The organism is Streptantibioticus ferralitis (assembly GCF_029223525.1).
In the GTDB taxonomy this organism is placed as follows: Bacteria; Actinomycetota; Actinomycetes; order Streptomycetales; family Streptomycetaceae; genus Streptantibioticus_A; species Streptantibioticus_A ferralitis.
This window is the reverse complement of sequence record NZ_JARHTQ010000007.1, coordinates 113,341-133,203: the sequence shown is the minus strand read 5'-3', so window position 1 is coordinate 133,203 and position 19,863 is coordinate 113,341. Positions and strand designations below refer to the sequence as shown.

The window sequence follows — 19,863 nt, the reverse complement described above, 5'->3', positions numbered from 1 at the left end:
GGCTCTGTGGTCACTTTGTTCCGTTTGGCGGGGCCGCTCGCCGGGGCCTCGGGGCGTCTACGAGGGACTAGCTGTCTGGATGCGTCTACGAGGGGCTGGCCTGTCGGGCACCGGCCAGCGGGGGCATCAGCACGGCGGGATGGATGGGCAGGGCACGGATCCGTACGCCGGTGGCGTGGTGCACGGCGTTGGCGATCGCCGCCGCGGTGCCGACGATGCCGATCTCGCCGATGCCCTTGGACCCCATCGGGTTGAGCTGCGGATCCTCCTCCTCGATCCAGTGCACGTCGATCTCGGGGACATCCGCGCAGGCGGGCACGTGGTAGGAGGCCAGGTCGCGTTCCGCGTAGTCGCCGAAGGCCGGGTCCATGGTGCTGCCCTCAAGTAGCGCCATTCCCAGGCCCATTGTCATTCCGCCGATGAACTGCGACCGTGCGGTGCGGGGGTTGAGGATCCGGCCCGCCGCGAACACGCCGAGCAGGCGTCGTACCCGTGTCTCACCGGTGACCGTGTCGACCTGGACCTCGGCGAACTGCGCGCCGAAGGCGTGGCGTGCGTAGTCCTCCCGGTCGTCGAGGTCCTCCGCGATGTCCGCGGCGACGGTGAGTCCCTGTTCGGGAACCGAGTGGCCGAGTGCCTCCAGGCGCTGCCGCAGTTCCGTGCAGGCCTTGTGCACCGGCCAGCCCCAGGAGGCCGTACCCGAGGACGCGCCGGCCACCGAGGCGGGCGGCAGATCGCTGCTGCCGACGCGTACCCGGACCCTGTCCAGCGGGACGCCGAGGGCGTCGGCGGCGATCTGGGTCAGCACGGTACGGGCGCCAGTGCCGATGTCGCTGGCGCTGACGTGTACCTCGTAGCTCCCGTCGGGACCGGCGTGCGCCTCGGCGTGCGAGGCCATGACGTACACCGGGTACGTCGAGGCGGCGACGCCGCTGCCGATCAGCAGGCGGCCCTCGTGCTTGCCCGCGATCCGCGGGTCGCGGTCGTGCCAGCCGAACCTGCGGGTGCCTTCGCGCAGGCACTCCACGAGATGGCGGCTACTGAACGGTAGCCCCGAGTCGGGCTCGACGGTCGGCTCGTTGCGTACCCGGAGTTCGATCGGATCGACTCCGCAGGCGATGGCGAGCTCGTCCATCGCCGACTCCAGGGCGAACATCCCCGGACACTCCCCCGGCGCGCGCATCCATGAGGGAGTGGGGACATCGAGCCGGGTGACCCGATGGGTGGTGCGGCTGTTCGGAGCCGCGTACATGACGCGGCTGACCACAGCGGCCGGCTCGACGAACCCGTCGAGCGCCGAGATCTGTGTCGTGACTTCATGGGCGAGGGCCTGGACGTGCCCTTCGGTGTCGGCGCCGATACGGATCCGCTGGATCGTGGGGGACCGATGCCCGGTCACCGCGGCGAGTTGGTTGCGCGGCAGGGCGAGCTTGACCGGACGGCGTACGACCCGGGCGGCCATCGCCGCGAGTACGACATGGGGTCGCGCGGTGCCCTTGGAGCCGAAACCGCCACCGACGTGCTCGTTGATCACGTGGATCTTGCCGGTCGCCAGTCCGAACAGCTCCGCCAGCACGTGCTGGACGGCGGTGGCCCCCTGGTTGGAGTCGTACACCGTCAGGTCGTCGCCGTCCCACATCGCGGTGGCCGCGTGCGGTTCCAAGGGGTGGTTGTGCAGCGGCGGAGTCTCGTAGACGGCATCGAGCCGCACCTGAGCCCGCGCGTAGACGGTGTCGAAGTCACCGTGCTCACGGTCGGTCGGCATGCCCTCGTCGACCTCGTCAGGTTTGTAGAGCCCCGGGTGATCGCGGGTCAGGATGACGTCGTGCGGCTCGGGTGCGTAGGCCACGCGGATCGCGGCGGCGGCGCCCCGCGCGGCCTCCAGGGACGTGGCGACGGCGAGCGCGGCGAACTGGCCGCGGTGGGCGATGTGCGGGCTCTGCAGTACGGCCAGGGTCCGGTCGTCGGTGTCGTGCAGCCGGGGAGCGTTCTCATAGCTGAGTACGGCCAGGACGGCCGGGTCGGCGAGGGCCGCGGTCGCGTCGACCGCGGTGATCTCGCCGCGGGCGACCGCGGCGGGGACGGGCCACGCGTACGCCACACGGTCGACAGGGTAGTCGACGGCATAGCGGGCGGTGCCGGTCACCTTCTCGCGGCCTTCCAGCCGGGTCATGGGCGAGCCGAGGAGGGGCCGGGTGGTGGTCATCGCGGGCCTCCGTGCTCGGGAGCCGCCAGGTCGGCCAGCACACTCACGGCCAGGCGTCGGGCGAGGGGGACTTTGTAGCCGTTGTCCCGCAGCGGCCGGGCCGCGGCCAGCTCACGGTCGATGGCCTGCCCGAAGGCCTCCTCGGTGGCCGGCTGGCCCAGCAGCGCCTCCTCGGCGACCCGCGCCCGCCACGGCCTGGCCGCCAGCGCGCCGAAGGCGATCCGCACGTGGTGCACAAGGCCTCCGCGCACCTGGAGGACGGCCGCGACGGAGGCGAGCGCGAAGGCGAACGAGGCGCGGTCGCGGGCTTTGCGGTACGCCGAGCGGCCGTCCGGCACCGGCGGCGGAAGCTCCACGGCGGTGATCAGTTCGCCGTGTCTGAGGACGGTGTCGCGGTGTGGTTCGTCGCCCGGCAGCCGGTGCAGCTCGGTCAGCGGCAGCGAACGCGGTCCCGCGGCGGAGACCAGGTGCACCATGGCGTCCAGCGCGGCCAGTGCCACGGCGAGGTCGGAGGGGTTGGTGGCGACGCAGTGTTCGGAGGCGCCGAGGATCGCCAGGTCCCGGTGGACGCCCTCGCGAGCGGGGCAGCCGGAGCCGGGCTGACGTTTGTTGCACGGCTTGCCCACGTCCTGGAAGTACAGGCACCGGGTCCGCTGCAGCAGGTTGCCGCCGACGGTGGCCGCGTTCCGCAACTGCGCCGGGGCACCGGACAGCAGTGCCTCGGAGACGATCGGATAGCGTTCGCGCACGATCCCGCGGGACGCGAGCGTGCTGTTGCGTACGGCGGCGCCGATGCTCAGGCCGCCGCCGTCGGTCTCCGTGACCTCCTCGAACGGCAGTCGGCTGACGTCGACGAGCAGGTCGGGGGCCGCCACACCGAGTTTCATCAGGTCGACGAGGTTGGTGCCACCGCCGAGGTAGGCGGCACCGGGAGCGTCGGTCAACAGAGCGACGGCCGCATCCGCGTCGGCGGGCCGTTCGTACCGGAATTCCTTCACCTGGCCACTTCCCGTACCGCGCTGACGATGTTCACATACGCACCGCAGCGGCACAGGTTGCCGCTCATGCGCTCACGGACCTCGGGTGCGGTCAGCTCGACCGGGCCCTCGGGCTCGTCCTGGGCCGTGACGACGCTCGGCCACCCTGCCCGCGCCTCGGCGATCGCCGCGACCGCCGAGCAGATCTGGCCCGGGGTGCAAAAACCGCACTGGAACGCGTCGTGGTCGAGAAACGCCTGCTGGAGCGGGTGCAGGGCGTTCCCGTCCGACAGCCCCTCGATGGTGGTGACGTCTGTTCCGTCCATGGAGACCGCCAGCAGCAGGCACGCGTTGACGCGGCGGCCGTCGAGCAGGACGGTGCAGGCCCCGCACTGTCCGTGGTCGCAGCCCTTCTTCGCCCCTGACAGATGCGCGTGTTCGCGCAGCAGGTCCAACAGCGTGGTGCGGTTGTCGAGTTCGCGTGAGAACCGCTCGCCGTTGATGTGCAGGGTGACCGCGGTCATGGCCCCCATGGCGCGTCTCCTTCCCGTGCCTTGCTGTGCCCTCCGCGTCTTCCCGCGCGTTTTGGGTGGATCAGCACATCGGCACAGCGTTTCGGGCTAACCGTTCCGAGCCCGCGCCAAACCGATGCACGGCCGTCTCACACCACTGGCGCACGTGGTGGCTGTCAGTCGGCCAGGGCCCCGCCGTCCCGCCGCGCGAGCAGCGCTCGCTCCTCCTCGGGCGAGAAGCCCCGCCGCAGCGGCGGCTCACCGCGCTCGCGGTCCCAGGCCAGGACGTCGGCCGCGGTCACCTCCAGCGGAGTCGAGGGCATACCCGCCGCCCGGGCGCGCGCCGAGCTGCGTTGCTGCGTCGGCCAGTTCGGCCGTACCAGCGGGAACAGCGGCGGCAGCGTTTCGGGTGACACCGGCACGATCTCCACCCGGGTGCCCGCCACCCGTGCGCAGGTCTCGATGAGCCCGCCGAACGTGATCGGCTCGGCCGGTCCCACTGCGTGGAACACACCTGGACGGTCGTCGACGAGCAGCTGGACCACCAGGCGGGCCAGGTCGCGCGAGTCGATGATCTGCACCGGCTGCTCGGGGTCGGCAGGCAGCGCCACCCGCCCACCGCGCGCGGCCCGGCGCGCCCAGTAGGTGAAGGTGTCTGACGGGTCGTACGGCCCGGCCACCTTCCCCGGCCGTACGATCGTGGCCCGCGTGCCGTACCGGGCCAGCACATCGTCCTCACAGGCCACCTTGAGCGGACCGTAGGTGTCGTCGTTGAGTTCCTCGGTGTCCCGAACGGGCGGACGGCGCGGCGTGTCCTCGGTCGAGCCCGGCGCCAACCCCGTGCGCTGGTACACCGCATGGCTGGAGATGAACAGGTACCGGCCGACGCGGTCACCCACCGCGTCCATCGCCTGCCCGACGTGTCGTGGAAGGTAGCCGCTGACATCCACGATCGCGTCCCAACTGCCGCCGCGCAGCGCGGTGTAGTCGCCGGTGTCCCGGTCGCCGATGAGCCGGGTCAGTTCGGGGAACAGTTCGGTCCCGGTCCTGCCCCTGCCGAACAGGGTCACTTCGGCCCCGGTGCGTAGGGCGTCCTCCACGATGGCGCGGCCCACGAATGACGTACCGCCAAGAACGAGAATGCGCATGGCCATCGACACTATCGACGGTGGGCATCGAGGAGCCCCCGAATTTCTCGTGGTCGTGCGCGCCCCCCGATCCATCGGCGCGGGTCCGGACGTTGAGGGGGCCCGCCGACCTGGTGGTCGGCGGGCCCGTGTGGAGCGGTGCGGGATTTCAGTGGAGCGTCCAGTTCTGGTTGGTCCAGCCGTTGCAGGCCCACAGCTGGACCTTGGCGCCGTTGGCCGGGATCGTGTTGGTGTCCCCGTCGAGACACTCGCCACGGTCGTTGTTGGTCAGCGTGGCGCCGTGCCACTGCCAGATCTGGTTGTTCCAGCCGTTGCAGCCCCACAGTTGGACCTTGGCACCGTTGGCCGGGATCGTGTTGGTGTCCCCGTCGAGACACTCGCTGCCGTCGGCGTTCTGGATGGTGTAGTAGCCGACCGGCTGTCCTGCCGCGGGTGCCCAGATCCAGGTTTGGTTGGTCCAGCCGTTGCAGCCCCACAGTTGGACCTTGGCGCCGTTGGCGGGGATGGTGTTGGTGTCCCCGTCAAGGCACTCGCCACGGTCGTTGTTGGTCATGGTGAGCCGGTAGACCTGGTTCGGCACCGCCTGTCTGTTGAGGTGACTGTGCACGGTCGGGATCTGCGCCATCGACGTCACGTCGATCACGCGGGGTCCGGCCGAGGCGGCACCGACACCCGCGTGCGCGGAACCGGAAGTCGCCAGGCCGATCGCGGCCGAGGCCGCCAGGACAGCGAGCAGCGTTCGATTGCGCATGGTTGTTCCCCCCAGCCCCCGGGCGAGGCCCGGGACCGTGATCCGCCGCCCTGCGCGGCGTAGCGGGAGCACGCTAGACCGAACCCGGACGATTGGCATAGACATGCAGAAACTGGGAGGCAACGTTCCGGACGGAGTGCCGATGACCGCGCGGCGCAAAGCCACATCACACGGGCCGTCACAGGCCGAGCGCACCGCGCCGGGTGTTGTCCTGACCACGGCGTGGCACACTCGGGCTACTCGACACCGGAACCGACAGGAGGCGTCCAGTTGCTGACCCTCGACCTACACCCGATCTTCCGGAACAACCGCGACATCGAACTCGCCCTACGGCAGACCATCTTCAAGGCCGCTCGAACCGGCGAGACCGTCGTGGAGATCATCCCGGGCAAGGGGTCAGGGCAACTCAAGCAGCGCACCCTCGCGTTCCTCGGCCAGAAACACATCAGGAAGCTGTACGACCGGGTCGAAGCCGACCCGAACAACCCGGGCCGGATCCTCGTCCACTTCAGGCCCGTCCGGTGATCGCGCCCCACACGCCCCTTCCGCTCGACGAGGACGGCGAGCCGGAGGAAGGCCGCCGGGTCACCTGCCGCCTGTGCGGGCGGCCCCTGACCGGCCGGGAGGCACGCCTGTGGGGACTGGGTGACGGCTGCCGCGCCAAGCTCGCGGAACGTAGTGCTCCAAGGCCTGCCCGCGGGGACGTCGACCAGGACGCACTGCCCGGTCTGACGGATTGGGGGACACCCGTCGGCCGGGAACCCTCGGTGGCCCTAGGTCCGCGCGACGGAGCCGACCACTCGTAGGTGTAAGGCTGCGAGTCGGAGACCCCGCCGATCGTGGTGACGTAGACGGAGACCGTGCCGGTGGCCTGGGCCGAGGGGACGGTGACGGTCAGCCGGCTGGTTGCTGCTGTCGGTATGACCGCACGAGTGCGGACGGAACTCGTTGGGCGGGGGTGCGTGGTGGTGTTCGGGCAGCGGCGATGGTCAACTGATGCGGGAAGCAGGATGGTTGTACCCCCGTGGCGCGCATCCGTTGGTGCTGTGCTCCAGAAGTCCTGCCGGGCGGATCATGTGCTGGCGGGGCGGGCGCGTACCTGCATGCGGCAAGAGGAGTTCCAGGGTCGGTCGGTTTACGCTGCCCGGACTCCAGCCGCGAGAGGGTGCTCAGCGGGAGGCCGGTCGTCTCGCTCAGCTGGGCCGAGGTGGCGCCGCGGTCGCGTCGCGGTGCCCGCAGGCGCGGGCCCACGGCGGTCAACACACTTGCGAGGTCATCGTCAGCCATGCCCCCATTTGCCGCCGCAGCAAAAATATTTGTCAAACTGCCGAGCGCTGGCCGACGCTCTCCAGTGAACGCAGGCCCGGGCGCGGCACGACGCTCGGTACCGGTACGGGGCATTCCGCGAGCACCCCCACCGCCGAAGTGACCGGTGACCGACCGCGCCCGAGACCACCACACCGGAAGGGACACGCCGATGGCCGACGAAACCGTCTCGGAAGCACAGTTCTGGGATGCCCGCTACGCCCAGAGCGACCAGATCTGGAGCGGAAACCCCAACAGCGTCCTGGTCCGTGAAGCCGCCGACCTCACGCCGGGCACGGCGCTGGACCTGGGATGCGGTGAGGGGGCCGATGCGATCTGGCTCGCGCAGCGAGACTGGCGCGTCACCGCGGTCGACATCTCCCGTGTCGCCCTGGACCGAGCGGCCAAGCACGCGGCCACCGCAGGTGTCCGCGACCGGATCGACTGGCAGCAGTACGACCTCGCGGCGTCCTTCCCTTCCGGCACCTTCGATCTCGTCTCCGCCCAGTTCCTGCACTCCCCCGGCGACCTGCCGCGGGAGAGGATCCTGCACACCGCCGCCTCGGCCGTCGCGCCGGGCGGGGTGCTCCTCATCGCAGGACACACGGCGTTCCCCACATCCGAACACAGCCCGCACTCCGAGATGCGCCTGCCCACGCCGGACGAGGTCATCGAAGACCTGGACCTTCCGGAGGGGCAGTGGGAAGTGCTGGTCAAGGAGGAGCATGAACGCGTCCAGACCGGCCCCGACGGCCAGTTGACCACCTGGAAGGACGGCTCCGTCAAAGTACGACGCCTGGGCTGAGGGGGGCCGCCGGGCCGCCCGTGCTCAGCCGACGCCATGTGGCTCCACTGCGTCACAGGCGGCTTCGACATGATATCCGTTGCGATCTCTCCAACCGACAACTGATTCGGTTGAGACCATGGTCATACACAAAGCAGATCGCTAGTCTTCGATCATCACCGACGCGTCCTCCACTTGGCCGCAGCGCCAGCCTGCGCCACGGCGCAGGCTGGGTGCCGCTGACCGGCTCGCGCTGCCGTACCGACAGTCGCCGTACCGACAGAGAGACCGAATGAGCGAGCAGACGCCGAGCCATGTCCTGCCGGAGACCGAACGCACCCGCCACCGGCGCCTGCGCGAGCAGGGCAGCCGCGACCGGGCGGACCTCAACGCCATCTTGAAGGTCGGCTTCCTGTGCCACCTCGGTGTCGTCGTGGACGGACACACCATGGTCGTGCCGACCGTCTACGGCGCCGACGAGACCACCTTGTACCTCCACGGCTCGGTCGCCAGCCGCAGTCTGGTCGCCTCGCCCCGGACCACGGTCTGTGTCACGGTCACTCACGTCGACGGACTCGTGCTGGCCCGCTCCGTGTTCGAACACGGCGTCAACTACCGCAGCGCGATGATCTACGGCGTGCCGCGGGCGCTCACCGACCCGGAGGAGAAACTCGCCGGTCTACGGTGCCTGACCGAACACATCGTCCCCGGCCAGTGGGACTACGCCCGCCAGCCCAACCGCAAGGAACTCGCCGCCACCGTTCTGCTCGCCCTGTCCCTCGAAGAAGCGTCCGTGAAGATCCGCACCGGTCCGCCGGACGACGGTGACATCCCCGACGCGGAACGCGCCGTCTGGGCGGGCGTGCTCCCCCTCCACGCCAGCTGGGGCGCCCTCGAACCCGACCCCACACTCCCCGACGACATACCGGTCCCGGCCCATCTGGCGGCGCGAGCGCACCAGAACGCCGGATAGCACCCGGCCGGCCGAGCACTCGTCGCGGTAACGGGGAATGGCTGACGGAGATCTCCCGATCGACATCGCGAGGCCCCACCGGACGTCAGCCCGGTGGGGCCTCGCGGCATCACGACCGCAGCGGCACAGGACGAGCGCCACACCTGGCAGGTCGTCAGGCAGCGCACGCCGACCACGTGCGGCTGCGCCCCAACGTCTGGGGAGTAACGATTCTTCAGTGAGGTCGGGTCAGCTCAGAGCGTGCGCCCGTTCAGCCTCCTGGCGCAGCCGCTTCTTGTCCGGCTTGCCCGCGTCCGTCAACGGCAAGGCCTCGACGAACGTGATCCGGGCGGGCTCGTACATCGCACCGCGCTCCCCGCGCACCATCTCGCGCAGCTGCCGCTCGTCGACCGCGCTGCCCGGTACGCGTACGACGGCCGCGTGCACCCGCTCCATCCGGTCGTCGTCCCGGACGCCGAAGACGGCGCTTTGCAGCACCTGCGGGTGTGAGTTGAGCAGGTCCTCAAGCTCCGTGGTGTACACATGGCCGCCCACCACGACGATCATGTCCTTGAGCCGGTCGACGATCGTCAGATATCCCTCGTCGTCCAGGTAGCCGATGTCACCGGTGTGCAGCCAGCCGTCCCGCAGCACCTCGGCGGTCAACTCGGGCTGCTTCCAGTACCCCGTCATGATCTGGTCGGAGCGCACGCAAATCTCGCCGTGCTCGCCCGCGGGCAGGTCGCGGCCGGACTCGTCGCGGATGGCGACCTCGACATCGTCCAACACCTTGCCCGCGGAGCGCAGCCGCTCCGGACGCTCCACATCGTGATCCTCGGTGGTGAGCACGCTGATGCCACCGGCCTCGTTCTGCCCGTAGAACTGGAGCAGCACCTTGCCGAAGCGCCGCACGGCGTCGGCGATCCGGGCGGGGGACGACTGGCAGCCCCCGTACACCACACTGCTCAGGCTGGAGGTGTCGGTGCGGGCAGCGTGCGGATGGTCCATCAACTGGTAGAGCAGCGGCGGCAGCAGGAACAGGTGGGTGATGCGCTCACGCTCGATCGTGGCCAGCACGGCCGCGGGGTCGAAGTCCTCCAGGAGCACCACGACGCCGCCCGAGTTGAGGGTGTCGTCGACAAGGAGGCCTGCGGCGTGGGCCAAGGTGGTGCACACCAACTGCCGGTGCATGTCGTCCCGGGTCTCCGGCAGCCGTCCACGCAGGCCCCGCGTCTGCTCGAAGGAGGTGCAGATGCCCTTGGGATGGCCGGTGGTGCCGCCGGTGTGGCGGATGGTGCAGATGTCCTGCGGATCGGCCTGGCTGGCGAACGGTTCCGCGGACTCCTCGGCGGCCAGCGCCAGGAGGTCCGAACCGATCTCCGAGGGACCGAGCACGAGGACGTCCTTGACCGACGTCCGATCGGTCACCTCAGCGGCGCGCTCGGCGAGACGCGGGTCGACGATCAGCGCTCGGGTCTCGACGTCCTGGACGATCGCGGCCTGAACCTCGGCCGACAGCTTGTTGTAGAGGTGGTTGACCCGGCAACCGATCAGATTGGCGGCATAGCGTGCGGCGATGGTCTCCGGAAGGTTCCCGCACAGCAACGTGACCGTCTCACCGCGGCCTATCCCTTGGGCCTGCAGTGCCCGCGCCATCCGGTAGACAAGTTCACGGAGTTCTCCCGCGGTCATGCGCCGCCCCTCGTGGACCAGAGTCTCCCGCCCGGGGTCAGTCCCCAGGGCGTCGAGGTTCTCCTCCACGTAAGTACGGAAATCGCCGGCATCGGCAGACATCGATAACTCCTCCTTGAGTCCATAGGGTTGCCCAAGGCAACCGTATGTACGATGCCTCCTCTTGATCCATAACGACAAGTCGGTCTTGCGCCATCCGGCGCCGCAGGGCCAACGCAGCCTTGCACCGCGAGCCGGTGCAGATCCGATTCTCACCCCGCCCACCCCGCCAACGCCCCTGCCAGCACGGCGAGTTGACGCACCGGGCCGCCCGGTCATGTCAGCACCGGGCCAGCCCCCGGCCCGCGCGGGGCTGGCGGTCACCACGAGCGGCGTCCCGGCGCCGAGGACGAACTCGGCGCCAGGAAAGGCGGGTTCTAGAAGCAACGCCGTCGGCGTTGCTTCTAGAAGTTGGTGAGTTTGTCGCCCTTCATGTCCTGGAGGGTGTGATCCACACACACGGCCAGGATGACCAGGAGGGTCGCGTCGCGCTCGCTCATCACATCGACCGCGTAGGCGTCCCGGATGGAGAACCAGCGCCGCGAGATGTGCGCGAGAGTGTTGCCGTCGTGCTGGATGTCGAACTCCCGGTCCCAGAAGTTGCCGACTATCCGCAGCCGTCGGCCGTCCCGCAGGCTGGCCTTGAAGCGATCCCCGAAGATCTTGAACGTCCGCTTGCTGAACCGGGCTTCCAGCTGGCCGTCCCGCATGATGAGGATGGTGTGGTGAAAGGTGAGGGCCTTCTTGACGATGCTGGCCACGTGGTTGCCCTGAGCGTCCACGAAGGTGAAGGTGCGCCGGAGCCGCAGCAGTTTCCTGTTGACTTTGAAGACCTTCTCCCGGTGCTCGGTTTCGATCCAGGCCTCCTCGTGAAAGGCCAGCATGCGATCGCGTACCAGGTAGCGCATGGGTAATCCCCGTCCAGATCACTTCTGCCAGGTCAGTGGCACTGTTCCGCCCCTGAGCGTAGTGCGGGCACGGCTCGGATGGGGACAGGGGCACCTCGCACGGCACCGCGCGTCCGGCGATTCCCGCCGTAGCCCGGCACCGGGCGCGGTCAGCGGCATGGGCTCGGGCAGTGTGAGCGCGGCTTGCCTACGTGCCCGGGCAGTGTGAGCGCGGCTCACCCAGGTGTGCGAGCAGGCGGTCGAGGACATGCTGGCTGCCAGGTAGCGAGAAGTGGTCCACACCCCGGTTGTCGGTGAGGCTGAAGCGGTGGCAGGGCATTGCCCGCCAGGCCAGAACCGCCTCGTTGGTGATGTCCTCCTGGTTGCTGTCGCCGTCCCGGTTCAGGAACTGGCCGGGCTTGACGATCTGCCCCGGCGTCAGGTTCGCCAGCCGCGCGCCCACCGTCGTGGCGAGTCCGGATCCCCTCTCCGCGTACACGTCGACGTCGGGGAAGGACCGGGCGTCGGTGAACCTGACGAAACCGACGTAGTGGTCGGCGATCGCCTTGGCCACCGGCAGGCCCGCGTCGGCGAACAGTTCCGGGTAGTCGCGCGGCGTGTACCTGCGGCCGGTCGAGGTGTTCTGGACGACGACCTCACGGTTCCGGAAAACCTTGGGGTCGGAGGCGCTCATGTAGCTTGACGGAGCGCTCAGGTACATACGCGCGCTGCTCTCGGCGTTGTCCCCGGTCGTCGGATAGCCGAAGTCCTGGACGTTGAGGCCGGTGAACAGCACCGGGTAGAGCAGGCCCTGCCCCGGGAAGTTGCCGGCGATCGGGGTGAAACCGTGGATGTACTTGTCGCGCCAGGCGCGTGACATGTGGGTGAGCAGGTACTGCGCGTAGAGCGGCCCGTTCGAGTGGCCGATCAGATGAACCGGCCGGTTGCCGTTGTCCCGGTAGGTGTCCTCGATGAGTGCGCGGGTCCGCTGCGGGAAGCCGCCCATGTCCGGAGTGAGTCGGGCGTCGTAACCGGCGACGCGGATGTCGGCGTCCCGCCGGTAGCCGTGGGCCTCCAGCGCCCGGTAGAGCGGCTCGTAGAACGGCGCGCTGTCCGTCCGGCCGTAGTCGACGATCCGCACGTCGACGCCGGGCTGGTTCGAGAAGCGCGACGCCATCGGTTTCGACGGGTTCGCGTCATAGCGCAGCGTCAGCAGCTTGTCCTGGCAGACCTGACTGAACAGCCTGCTCGGGTGATCGTTGCGGTACCAGTCCTCGAAACCGCCCGACCGGGGACATCCCGGCGCCGCTGTCTGGTGATGGACCCTGACCTTGAGCTTGGTGAGGTGGAACGCGGGAAACAGCACGACCGGCGTCCTGCCCGACGGGGACGCACTGGCGGTGTCGGGGAACGCGGTCAGGATGACCAGTGCAGCGATCACGACCCGCAGCCACGACATTCCACGCATCCGACACCGTCCCCTCGCAGCCACGACTGCCGCTACCGTAGCCACAGCGGCCCACCTCGCGCAGGTCATTCCCGCCGCGCGTCGACCGACGCGGGACCAGACCGGCCATGCAGACCGGCCATCTGGACGCGCCCTGGGGCGCCGCGGTGGCGCGCCGTCACACCAGTGTGACGCCCGCCGTGGCCGACGGCCAGCCGAGCGGCGGGCAGCCCGAAGTGCGCGGTTCCGCTGCCGGGGCCGGATCCGGCACCGCCGCCTCGGTGCTGTTCCCCTCGCCCTCACGTCCCCGAGGTCAGATCCTCACCGGCGAAGGCGCCAGCCACGCCCAGGACCGGAGCGGCGCCGCGACTCCCCGCCCGTCGGCGATTCCGCCCGCCGCGAGTACGGGAACCGGCGCCACGTCGGAGCCAGTCGCGGTCCCCTCGCCCGCCGCCGACCAGCGCCAATCCGCCGCCATTCGACACCGCGGCCGCCAACTCCCCACCGGCGGAACCGCCCATGGGCGCGAGTGCGACCGGATGCCGCAGCCCCAGTGGCGTGGTGAACGACGCCGTCAAGGACACGAGACCCACTATGGGCGCGCGATCAGTGCCTTGCCCTGTAAACGTCACCGATGGTCAAGTGAGCTTTGATTTCCAAGTAGCTCGGGTCGTCGGTTGCTCGGCGGCCCGAACTCGTCAAACGGCGGGTTGTGTACCGGCCCACCGCGCTGGAGCGATGCGACGGTCAGCGGTAGTGGTAGCGGCTGGGCAGGAAGTAGAACCACCGGGGGCGGCGGCCGAAATTCTGTACCAGCAGTGCTGGGTGGCGCCGGTAGAAGCCGACGATCCGCAGCTGGAAGCTCCGGGTCGAGTTGACCGGGAAGTTGACGTCCAGATATGTCAGGATCTCGTTGGTCTTGATCGACTTGATGACCGCTCTCGGACCGCGCCTGCAGTTCGTCAGGATCGCTCTGAGGTCCTCGCCGATGACCAGGTTGCGGAAGGGGCAGTGAGGGAAGAAGCCGCCGCCCAGCGGCTGACGCCGGTCGTGGGCCCGGAACGGGGTCGCGGCGGTGTCGTGACGCAGGCTGTCGCCCGTGGCGCCGACCGCAGGCCGCGCCGCGACAGTCACTGTGGCTGCGTCAGCCGCCGTCGGAGCGGCCAGGGCGATGACCGCTCCTGCCAGCGGAGCGGCGGCCCACATGCGAGGGCTCATGGGAATGACCTCCTCGGGCGGCGGACGCAGGCGAGTGGCTGCTGAGCGTCGGAAGATCCGCACCCTGGTTACGAGCTAAAGAGCATTCGGCGCATGTCGCAGCTTGAGATGTCGATCCAACCGGCGTCTCGGGTCGCCCGGCCGGAGTAGCCCCGCGCCGTTGTCGCGGGTCAATGGCATGACCGGGCGACAGCGATTCATCCGGTCGGCGGGGCGCCAATAGGTGGTCCTGACGCTTCGACAGTATGTGCGTCCGACTCCCCATGTGGTCGACCGCGAGCAGGGCGGCTGAGGCGTGGGGCCATTCGTCGGTGCGCCGGGCGCGCTTGCTACGTGCGGGCGGCGGCCGGGGAACCTTCGGGCGCGCGCCCCGTCAAGGTGCGCCTTCCGGCGGCGATCCGCTGCCGGGACGCCTCGTAGAGGACGGCCGTCGCGGCGTTGGCCGCGTTCAGGGAACTCGCCGCGCCGGTCATCGGGATGCTCACGGTGTGGTCGCACAGCTCGCGCCAGGCGTTGCTGAGCCCGCTGGTCTCGTTGCCGACCAGCAGTAGGACCGGCTGGGTGAAGTCGAAGTCGAAGACATCGCAGTCTCCGTGCTCGTCCGTACCGACCATCACCACCGGTTGCCCGGACGCGCGCCGGGCCGCCACCCAGTCCATCACCTCACGGGGCGACGGAACCCGGACGGCGGGCAGTGCGAACAGGGAACCGGTGCTGGCCCGTACCGACTTGGGGTCGTAGACGTCGGCAGCGTGCCCGGCCACGATCAGCCCGCCCGCGCCGAAGGCGTCGGCCGAGCGGATGATGCTGCCGATGTTCCCCGGGCTCGTCGGCCGGTCGAACAGCACACCGAGGAAGTCGCCCCCGACCGGGATCCGGTCGAGGTCGTCGGCGGGCATCCCCACCACGGCGATCAGTTCGGGCGCGGACTCGTTCTTCTCACCGAGGTCCGCCAGCATGTCCGAAGCCATGGCGATGTGCTCGGTCCTGACCTCCCGCAGCAGCTCACCGGCCCACTGGGACAGCTTCCGCTCACCGTCGAAGATCAGCGCGTGAATGGGCCAGCCGTACTGGACCGCCAGCGAAACGGGCCGCACGCCTTGGACAAGGAACTTCCCGGCGCGCTGCCGCTTGTTGCGGTTGGCGAGCAGGGACTGCCACTGCTGGAACCGGGCGTTGCGAGAAGTGACCCGTTGGACCGCCAACACCTGTTCCCCCAAAGCGTGATGACGTCAGCGACGTGTCCCGAGCGGTCGAAGTACGCACCGGTGCGCGCCGCAGCCTACACCGGGCGCCGGACATCTCAACGTCTCTACCAGTCGAAGCACACGTATGCCGTGTCATGCGAAACTGCCCGCCAGAGGTTGACTCACCGCACCAGATTGAGATGAGCATGCCCACCAGTACGGTGTTGGTCCTGCAGCATGCCGAGGTGGAGAAGCCCGGCCTGGTTCTGGAGGCACTTCACGGTTGCGATGTCGAGGTTCGGAACCTGCTGGCGACTCCGGACGCCTCGGCCAACGACCTTCCGTCGACGGCCGACCTGGCCGGGCTGGTGGTCATGGGTGGGCCGATGAACGCCAACGACACGGCCGGGTACCCCGCCTTGAGGTCGGAGCTCGACCTGCTGTCCGAAGCGCTACGGGCCGAGGTGCCGACACTGGGCATCTGCCTGGGTGCCCAACTGCTCGCCCGAGCCGGGGGTTTGACCGTACGCAGCGGCGCTGGGGACCCGCGGGAATGGGAACTCGGCTGGGCGCCGCTGCGCGATGTCGACCGGCGCGACCCGGTCGTCGGGCCGCTGGCGGATGCCCCCGGCCTTCTGCACTGGCACCGGGACCGCATCGTACCGGAGGCGGACACGCATCTGCTGGCCAGTACCAAGAGCACGCCGTGTCAGGCGTTCCGCGCCGGACCCGCGGCATGGGGAGTGCAGTTCCACCTGGAGATCACCATCGGTCTGCTGGACGACTGGCTCGCCGAGCCGTCGTTCGTGGCAGACGTTACGGAAGCCCACGGGCCCGGTGCCGTGGACCAGTTGCGCGCCGACGCCCGTGCACTGGTTCCGGCGCTGCGCCCGTCGGTCGAGCGGGGTCTGCGGCACCTGCGTTCACTCATCCTGGACCGCACCGCGCGCTGAGGCCGTGCCGACCGACATTTCCACCATGTACGATATCGTCAACGACGACGCTTCCGACGTCCTGCACACGGGCGGACTTGTGAGGGTGACAAACGCACCGGCGTGACGAGCCCCGCAGCGGCAGTCGTCGACTCACGCATAACTCGCGGTAGCGACAACGTCTGTTTCAGTACTGGCCATCTGGGGTCCACCGAACGGTGCGATACCTGGGACACTGACGGCGTCCAGTCCGCGGCTGCCGCCGCTCCACCGCCCACGTCGAGCTCGCCAAAGGCCCTCCATGCCCCCTCCCGACGCCCATCCCACCGGCGGCGATTCCGCCACCGCCTCACTCAACACCGTGCGGCGGAGCGCGTCATAACCCGTCACGGGAGGAGTGGGCGCCACGGTCATCACGGGTATCGGCCGAGCACCGCACGAACACGTCTGCGCCTCCGTGACGTTGCCGGCGATGAGCCGCCGCGCGAGACCGTTCAGCGGACTCGCCGAAGGGGCACGCATGCGGTCGTCTACGCGCTGTAGTAGCTTACCTCGCGCGCGGTACCCGTCCCGGGCCCGCGCTGGTGCGGGCGCTGGCGGGCGCGGTAAGGCAGCGCGGAGAGGCGGTGAGCAGGATGGCGACGACCGGCCAGGCGACGCGATGAGCCCGGCTTCCGCGGTGATCCGCGCCAGATGTTGCGCTGCCCGTCCCCCCGTACGCGACTCAGAGAGCGACCGTGACGACCGACGACCGAACATCGACCCTCTCTCCGACTGCCGGCCAGACGCGCAAGGCCGTTCAGAGGAGGGTGGCGGTCGGTGCGCACCAACGGGCCACGGCGACGAAAACCCTGATGCCGCCGGCACCACGGGTCGCCCTTGACGGTGCGCCGGTATCCGCGACGGTCTCCCCCGGGGTCCTCGGGGGCGCGCTGTTCCACCGTCTCAAGGACAGCGCGCTCACCCGGCCGAAGGTCGCGGTGTCCATATCGGCGGCCGGCATCGTGCTGCTGGTGCTCGTAGGCGCCAGCGCACCCAACAACCACACCCTGCGGGCGCCCCTTCCGCTGCCGCTGCTGGCCCCCATGCCGGGCGGCGCGTCCACGGTGGCCGTCTACGTCTCCATCGCGCTGTGCTGTCTGGGGCTGGTCGGACTGCTCGGCGCCAACAGCCACGGCTGGCGCCCCAGTCCTCGAAGACTGTTCGGCATAGGAGCCGCCACCGTGGCGGTCGTCGCCAACCTGACGCCGGTCGGTTCCTCCGATACGGCCAGTTACGCCGCCTATGGCCGGATAGCCGCTCTCGGCGGCGACCCCTATGTGACCACGCCCGGACAACTGGGTGGCGCCTACGCACACTTGGTGAGCGACGTATGGCTGCGCACGCCCTCGGTGTACGGACCGGTCGCGACCTGGGTGCAGGCCGCGGCGGCACAGGTTGGCGGTCACCGGCCCTGGTTGACCATCTGGCTGCTGATGCTGGTGAACGGTGCCGCGTTCCTTGCCGCCGGATATTTTCTGATACGTACCGCGGATGACCCGGTCCGCGCCGGATTGATGTGGGTCGCCAATCCGGTGCTGATCGTGCTGCTCGTCGCGGGTGGCCATCTGGACACCCTCATCGCCGCTCTGGCGGTCTGCGCGGTGTACTGCGCCCGCCGAGCCGCCGGGGCGCGTGACGACCTGCTGGCGGGCCTGCTCGTCGGGCTGGCCTGCGGTATCAAGATCAGCGCGGTTCTGCTGGGCCTGGGCCTGTTGTGGCCGCTGCTGCGCGAACGTGCCTGGTGGCGGATCACCCGGCAGATATCCGCCTTCGCACTCATTTCACTCGTTGGCTACCGCTGGTACGGACTGCACGCGCTGGCCCCGCTGTCGGCGGCGTCGCACCTGGTTTCCGTGCCCTCGTTGTGGGCGGCCGTACAACAGCTCGGCCAGGCCACCGTGGGCCCTGCCGCAACCAGCGCCGTCATCAGCATCGCGTGGCCCGTCCTGATGCTCGCCCTCGCCTGGCTGATCCACCGCTGGATCCCGTCCAGGGCTCCACTGGCCGTCTCGGGGTCCTTCGCGTTGGGCTTCGCCTGGATCCTGATGGCGCCCTGGTCCATGCCCTGGTACACCGCCACCATCTGGGCCATGGCCGCCCTTCTCCCCCGCACCCCACTGATCCGCTGGCTGATCCTGACGACGTCCGTCCTCGCCTTCTGTCACAACAGCGGCGGTCACGGCTGGAGTTGGTAGCACCGGCGGCCGTCCTGGCCCGGCGCTCCCCGCTCCGCCCGGCCGCCTGCCCGGACATGGGGTGAAGTTCACCAAGCCGCCTCCTGCCGCTCACGCGGGCGAGCGGCGGACCGGGGCAGGTAGCTCCTACGGTACGGCGCAAGCACGAGGGGCTCGCTGTACTCGCCGCAGTGCCCCTTCAACCGGACAGCGCCGCATGCCGTACGCGGCCGGGCGCTCTCGTCGAGCGGAAGATCATGGACGTCCTTCAACATGCCTCCCAGGACACCCCCAACCGCGCCTCGGGCGCGGAGCCACCTGCCAGCCCCCCGGAACGGCCGCTGCGCGCACTGGTCATAACAGGCAGTGTCGGCGCGGGCCACAACGGGGCCGCCACGGAACTGGTGCGGCGGCTGGAGGCACAGGGTGTCGAGGCCACGTACCGTGACTACCTCGACACCCTGCCGCGCGCCTACCGCCGTGTGCTGCGGGACGGCTACGCGTTCAGCGCCAGCCGCGCGCCGCGGGTCTTCGACTGGCTGTTCCGCAGCGAGGAACGGGACTCGACGGTGCGCACGCTCACCATGCACCTGTGCCGACTGGCATGCCGGGACATGGCGGACTGGGTCGGCCAGGGCTACGACGTGGTGGTGACCACCTTCCCGTTCGCCGCGCAGAGCCTGGGCATGCTGAAGGAGGACGGCATCCTGACCGCGCCCGCGGTGTGCTACCTCACCGATCCGGCACCGCACCGGCTGTGGGTGCATCCCCGCGTCGACGCGCATCTCACCGTCACGCAGGCCACGGCCACCGAAGGCAGCGCACGGTACGGCGTCCCGATGACCGCCGCGGGGCCGCTGGCCCCGGCCGCGTTCGCGGAACCGGTCGACGCGGCGGACCGGCAGGCGCTGCGCGCCGAGCTCGGGGTGCCGGCGGACCACCGGATGGCGCTGCTGGTGACGGGCTCGATGGGCCTCGGCGATGTGATGGCCAGCGTGCGCGCGGTGCACGCCGTACCGGGCACCGTGCCCGTCGTCCTGTGCGGCAGGAACGAACGGCTTCGGCAGCGCGTCGCGGGGCTGCCCGGTGTGGTCGCGCTGGGCTGGCGCGACGACATGCCGCGCTTCATGTCCGCCGCCGACGTGCTGGTGCACAACGCGGGCGGGCTTTCCCTGACCGAGGCACTGGTGGCGGGGCTGCCCGCGGTGAGCTACGAGGTGCTGTCCGGGCACGGGCGGGCGAACGCGGCCACCCTGGCCCACGCCGGGATCGCCCCTTGGCCCCGCACCCCCGCCGGGCTGGCCGAAGCGCTGGATCAGCAGGCCGAACGCGGCCGGGTGCACCTGCCGACCCTGCCCCCGCACCGGCAGGCCGTCAACGTCGTCGGCGACCTGGCACGCCGCTGGCGCGACGAGGGCCAACGAGACGCGCGGCACGACTGCGGTACGGGGACCGGTACGCGCTCCGGTGCCGCCGGGGTCTCGCGTTCCGCGCTGGCCTCCGGTGTCCGTCGGGTACGGCAACTGCGGCTGCCGCAACGGCGGTCCGCCGTCACCGCGCCGGACGCGAACTCCCCCAAGGCCTCGTAGCCCCGTCGCGGACACCCTGCC

General features: G+C 69.9%; 18 protein-coding genes and 1 pseudogene. 7 read left to right on the top strand and 12 right to left on the bottom strand.

All coding sequences use genetic code 11. The annotated features are described in order from the left end of the window. Positions 1-85 precede the first annotated feature (85 nt). The 5 genes from P2L57_RS13310 to P2L57_RS13290 all read right to left on the bottom strand — a co-directional run bounded on the left by P2L57_RS13310 (position 86) and on the right by P2L57_RS13290 (position 5,594). Positions 86-2,206 (bottom strand): xanthine dehydrogenase family protein molybdopterin-binding subunit, encoded by a 2,121-nt coding sequence (locus tag P2L57_RS13310; protein WP_275813277.1) that lies wholly within the window; start codon positions 2,204-2,206, stop codon positions 86-88. Next, entirely contained in the window at positions 2,203-3,204 is a 1,002-nt protein-coding gene (locus P2L57_RS13305) for an FAD binding domain-containing protein (protein WP_275813274.1), read from the bottom strand. Before P2L57_RS13305 ends, P2L57_RS13310 begins: the two co-directional genes overlap by 4 nt. Next, positions 3,201-3,716: a 2Fe-2S iron-sulfur cluster-binding protein gene (locus P2L57_RS13300; RefSeq protein ID WP_275813270.1), complete on the bottom strand. Its 516-nt coding sequence runs from the start codon at positions 3,714-3,716 to the stop codon at positions 3,201-3,203. The genes P2L57_RS13305 and P2L57_RS13300 overlap by 4 nt, the downstream gene beginning before the upstream one ends. Positions 3,717-3,871: 155 nt before the next feature. After that, complete coding sequence (locus tag P2L57_RS13295; RefSeq protein ID WP_275813267.1) at positions 3,872-4,843, bottom strand: NAD-dependent epimerase/dehydratase family protein; 972 nt, start codon at positions 4,841-4,843, stop codon at positions 3,872-3,874. A 148-nt stretch (positions 4,844-4,991) separates the two neighbouring features. After that, the gene (locus P2L57_RS13290; RefSeq protein ID WP_275813264.1) at positions 4,992-5,594 is read right to left on the bottom strand and encodes an RICIN domain-containing protein; all 603 of its coding nucleotides are present in this window, start codon (positions 5,592-5,594) and stop codon (positions 4,992-4,994) included. Between the two features lie 270 nt (positions 5,595-5,864). On the opposite strand from P2L57_RS13290, the gene P2L57_RS13285 reads away from it, so the two are divergent. Further along, a complete protein-coding gene (locus P2L57_RS13285) occupies positions 5,865-6,119 on the top strand; it encodes a Smr/MutS family protein (RefSeq protein WP_275813261.1) in 255 nt (84 codons plus the stop codon). Beyond that, on the top strand, positions 6,116-6,400 hold the full coding sequence (locus tag P2L57_RS40190) for a DUF6011 domain-containing protein (protein ID WP_308292467.1): 285 nt from the start codon (positions 6,116-6,118) through the stop codon (positions 6,398-6,400). The genes P2L57_RS13285 and P2L57_RS40190 overlap by 4 nt, the downstream gene beginning before the upstream one ends. 262 nt (positions 6,401-6,662) lie before the next feature. Here P2L57_RS40190 and P2L57_RS13275 read toward each other — a convergent pair. Beyond that, positions 6,663-6,881: pseudogene (locus P2L57_RS13275) on the bottom strand (helix-turn-helix domain-containing protein); the annotation flags it as partial. Between the two features lie 190 nt (positions 6,882-7,071). Between P2L57_RS13275 and P2L57_RS13270 the strand changes: the two are divergent. Both P2L57_RS13270 and P2L57_RS13265 read left to right on the top strand, forming a co-directional pair. Next, complete coding sequence (locus tag P2L57_RS13270) at positions 7,072-7,704, top strand: SAM-dependent methyltransferase (protein ID WP_275813257.1); 633 nt, start codon at positions 7,072-7,074, stop codon at positions 7,702-7,704. A 271-nt stretch (positions 7,705-7,975) separates the two neighbouring features. Then, on the top strand, positions 7,976-8,656 hold the full coding sequence (locus P2L57_RS13265) for a pyridoxamine 5'-phosphate oxidase family protein (RefSeq protein WP_275813254.1): 681 nt from the start codon (positions 7,976-7,978) through the stop codon (positions 8,654-8,656). Between the two features lie 228 nt (positions 8,657-8,884). Here P2L57_RS13265 and P2L57_RS13260 read toward each other — a convergent pair whose 3' ends face one another. From P2L57_RS13260 to P2L57_RS13235, 6 genes are all read right to left on the bottom strand, one after another. Continuing rightward, positions 8,885-10,429, bottom strand: coding sequence for an AMP-binding protein (locus tag P2L57_RS13260; RefSeq protein ID WP_275813251.1), 1,545 nt, complete (start codon positions 10,427-10,429; stop codon positions 8,885-8,887). Between the two features lie 341 nt (positions 10,430-10,770). Then, on the bottom strand, positions 10,771-11,274 hold the full coding sequence (locus P2L57_RS13255) for an LURP-one-related/scramblase family protein (protein ID WP_275813248.1): 504 nt from the start codon (positions 11,272-11,274) through the stop codon (positions 10,771-10,773). Between the two features lie 187 nt (positions 11,275-11,461). Further along, positions 11,462-12,721, bottom strand: a complete 1,260-nt coding sequence (locus P2L57_RS13250) for a lipase/acyltransferase domain-containing protein (protein WP_275813245.1) — start codon at positions 12,719-12,721, stop codon at positions 11,462-11,464. Positions 12,722-12,999: 278 nt separating this feature from the next. Next, the gene (locus P2L57_RS40185; RefSeq protein ID WP_308292466.1) at positions 13,000-13,284 is read right to left on the bottom strand and encodes a hypothetical protein; all 285 of its coding nucleotides are present in this window, start codon (positions 13,282-13,284) and stop codon (positions 13,000-13,002) included. Between the two features lie 163 nt (positions 13,285-13,447). Further along, positions 13,448-13,918: a hypothetical protein gene (locus P2L57_RS13240; RefSeq protein WP_275813241.1), complete on the bottom strand. Its 471-nt coding sequence runs from the start codon at positions 13,916-13,918 to the stop codon at positions 13,448-13,450. Between the two features lie 329 nt (positions 13,919-14,247). Next, a complete protein-coding gene (locus P2L57_RS13235) occupies positions 14,248-15,123 on the bottom strand; it encodes an RNA methyltransferase (protein ID WP_303656233.1) in 876 nt (291 codons plus the stop codon). Between the two features lie 188 nt (positions 15,124-15,311). Here P2L57_RS13235 and P2L57_RS13230 point away from each other — a divergent pair, with 188 nt between their 5' ends. The 3 genes from P2L57_RS13230 (at position 15,312) to P2L57_RS13220 (ending at position 19,842) form a co-directional block, all read left to right on the top strand. Continuing rightward, entirely contained in the window at positions 15,312-16,058 is a 747-nt protein-coding gene (locus P2L57_RS13230) for a type 1 glutamine amidotransferase (RefSeq protein WP_275813238.1), read from the top strand. An 833-nt stretch (positions 16,059-16,891) separates the two neighbouring features. Next, complete coding sequence (locus P2L57_RS13225; RefSeq protein ID WP_275813236.1) at positions 16,892-18,274, top strand: MptA/MptB family glycosyltransferase; 1,383 nt, start codon at positions 16,892-16,894, stop codon at positions 18,272-18,274. Between the two features lie 236 nt (positions 18,275-18,510). Next, complete coding sequence (locus tag P2L57_RS13220) at positions 18,511-19,842, top strand: MGDG synthase family glycosyltransferase (RefSeq protein ID WP_275813233.1); 1,332 nt, start codon at positions 18,511-18,513, stop codon at positions 19,840-19,842. The last annotated feature ends 21 nt before the right edge of the window (positions 19,843-19,863 follow it).

Coding starts and splice junctions, on each gene's coding strand:
- P2L57_RS13250 (WP_275813245.1), bottom strand. CDS start 12,721: ATGCGTGGAATGTCGTGGCTGCGGGTCGTGATCGCTGCACTGGTCATC.
- P2L57_RS13290 (WP_275813264.1), bottom strand. CDS start 5,594: ATGCGCAATCGAACGCTGCTCGCTGTCCTGGCGGCCTCGGCCGCGATC.
- P2L57_RS13225 (WP_275813236.1), top strand. CDS start 16,892: ATGCCGCCGGCACCACGGGTCGCCCTTGACGGTGCGCCGGTATCCGCG.
- P2L57_RS13230 (WP_275813238.1), top strand. CDS start 15,312: ATGCCCACCAGTACGGTGTTGGTCCTGCAGCATGCCGAGGTGGAGAAG.
- P2L57_RS13270 (WP_275813257.1), top strand. CDS start 7,072: ATGGCCGACGAAACCGTCTCGGAAGCACAGTTCTGGGATGCCCGCTAC.
- P2L57_RS13310 (WP_275813277.1), bottom strand. CDS start 2,206: ATGACCACCACCCGGCCCCTCCTCGGCTCGCCCATGACCCGGCTGGAA.
- P2L57_RS13300 (WP_275813270.1), bottom strand. CDS start 3,716: ATGGGGGCCATGACCGCGGTCACCCTGCACATCAACGGCGAGCGGTTC.
- P2L57_RS13265 (WP_275813254.1), top strand. CDS start 7,976: ATGAGCGAGCAGACGCCGAGCCATGTCCTGCCGGAGACCGAACGCACC.
- P2L57_RS13295 (WP_275813267.1), bottom strand. CDS start 4,843: ATGCGCATTCTCGTTCTTGGCGGTACGTCATTCGTGGGCCGCGCCATC.
- P2L57_RS13220 (WP_275813233.1), top strand. CDS start 18,511: ATGGACGTCCTTCAACATGCCTCCCAGGACACCCCCAACCGCGCCTCG.
- P2L57_RS13255 (WP_275813248.1), bottom strand. CDS start 11,274: ATGCGCTACCTGGTACGCGATCGCATGCTGGCCTTTCACGAGGAGGCC.
- P2L57_RS13260 (WP_275813251.1), bottom strand. CDS start 10,429: ATGTCTGCCGATGCCGGCGATTTCCGTACTTACGTGGAGGAGAACCTC.
- P2L57_RS13240 (WP_275813241.1), bottom strand. CDS start 13,918: ATGAGCCCTCGCATGTGGGCCGCCGCTCCGCTGGCAGGAGCGGTCATC.